The organism is Streptomyces litmocidini, from assembly GCF_014649755.1.
GTDB lineage: Bacteria > Actinomycetota > Actinomycetes > Streptomycetales > Streptomycetaceae > Streptomyces > Streptomyces litmocidini.
Map to the genome: position 1 here is coordinate 1 of NZ_BMTQ01000054.1, position 1,876 is coordinate 1,876.

Below are 1,876 nucleotides of genomic sequence, written 5' to 3' on the forward strand. Positions count from 1 at the left end.
ATATATTTTAATATATATAAAATATTTTATGCAGATGTAGGTATTAGAATAAATTTCTAGCCAAAGAACTGGAGCCGATGATTACCGTCAGAACGGTCACATTGATATATAGTATCAACTCTATTTTAGAGCAGCAGTGGGGAATCTTTGACAATGGTCTAACGACTGATCAAGTTATCTATAAGAAGGGATTTATAAAATATATATTTATATATCTTCTTTGGAAGGAATATAAATAGATAAAAGAATATAAATAAAGAATAACTATAAACTTCTAAATAATTATAATAATGATATAATTATGTAATAGTCCCGACCAAAACATGTGCCAGCAGCTGCGGTTAGACATGGGGGGCAAGCATTGTTCAATAAGGCTTAAAGGTTCCGTAGAACATAAAATAAAATAGAATAAATTAGATTAAGTAAAATGAAAAGGATATATATTGTTAATATAATTTAGATATATCTTAGACAGCCAGTAATTTACTTATAATTTATTGACGTTGTGGGAAGAAAGCTATGGTAGCGAGATGGAGTCGTCGACCGTTTAGTCGTAGCAGTGAACTATGAATACTATATTGAGTTTAAATTTAAATTTAAATAGAAAAGTGAAAATGAAAAGTATTCCGCCTGACAAGTAAGCTCGCAAGAGTGAAAAACAAGACATTAGACGGTTTTAGCTATTAGCAGTGGAACATGTTATTTAATTGGATTATCCACCAAAAACCTTACCATCTTTTGAATATTATATATATTTTTTTATATATATATATTTATATATATATATAAATTATTTATATTTATACAGGCGTTACATCGTTGTCGTCAGTTCATACTGTGAAGTTTTATGTTAAGTTACTTAATGAACGTAATCCTACACCTTATTAGGTATTTCCTTTTTTAGAAATTTAATTATAAGTTTAGGTTGAAGACTAATCATGATGACCCTTATAAGATGGGCTATAGACGTGTTACAAAATTATAGACAATTATATAATTTTATTTCAAATTTATCTTATATCTTTCATTCAAAGATTAAGATTTATAAAAGATTTTATCTAATTTTAATTATATTAAACTATAATAATTTGAATTAATAATTCTTTTCGTAGGAATTATAACCTGAAATTCGGTTATATGAATATGGAATTGCTAGTAATCGTGAACTATTGTGTCACGGTGAATTTTAGAGCTATCTCGTACTAACTACTCATCAACAGCACGAAGTTTATTCCTTTTATGTAAAAAAAAAAAAGAATAATAAATAACCTGTTGTAAGTTGTAATACGGTTCGATTAGAGGAATCTGATCGGGAGTTATAATTTTAAATATTTATTCATCTTAAACTTTTTATTACTACCCTTCACAAAGGAAAGATTCACATCCACTCCTTTTCAATAAAAGGGAATTATTATCTTTTTTATAATATAGGAAATATATATCTTATTAGAGAAAATATATATACTTATTTTTATTACTACCCTCTTCCACTTCCTTTCAAATAAAGGTAGAGATTATATATATATATATTAAATTCCCACCTTTTTTTTATAACTTGGAAAATATATTACCTACCAAAGGTAGAAAATATATTTCAATAAGGGATATATATATCTTTTTATTGAAGGACATATTTATAATCTAATATATAAAAGGTAGAAGATATATCTTTATAGTTTATATCTCAAAGGTAGAGAGATCGATTGATAATCGATAGATGTAAGTTCGATTCTTACTAAACTAATATAAGCGGTTATGATGAAAAGGTAGACATAGAACATTTAAAATGTTCGGATTAATATCGTGTAGGTTCGAATCCTACTAACCGTATTGTTATATATTTATATATATTTTATATATATATATTATAGGGGAG

General features: G+C 26.2%; 2 tRNA genes and 1 rRNA gene. All 3 read left to right on the forward strand.

Going from position 1 to position 1,876, the window contains the following annotated elements:
* Positions 1–1,327: ribosomal RNA gene (locus IE180_RS37845) — 16S ribosomal RNA — on the forward strand; the annotation flags it as partial.
* A 346-nt stretch (positions 1,328–1,673) separates the two neighbouring features.
* A tRNA-Ile gene (locus tag IE180_RS37850) sits at positions 1,674–1,744 on the forward strand.
* Positions 1,745–1,749: 5 nt separating this feature from the next.
* Positions 1,750–1,830 (forward strand) — tRNA-Leu (locus tag IE180_RS37855).
* Positions 1,831–1,876: the final 46 nt, after the last annotated feature.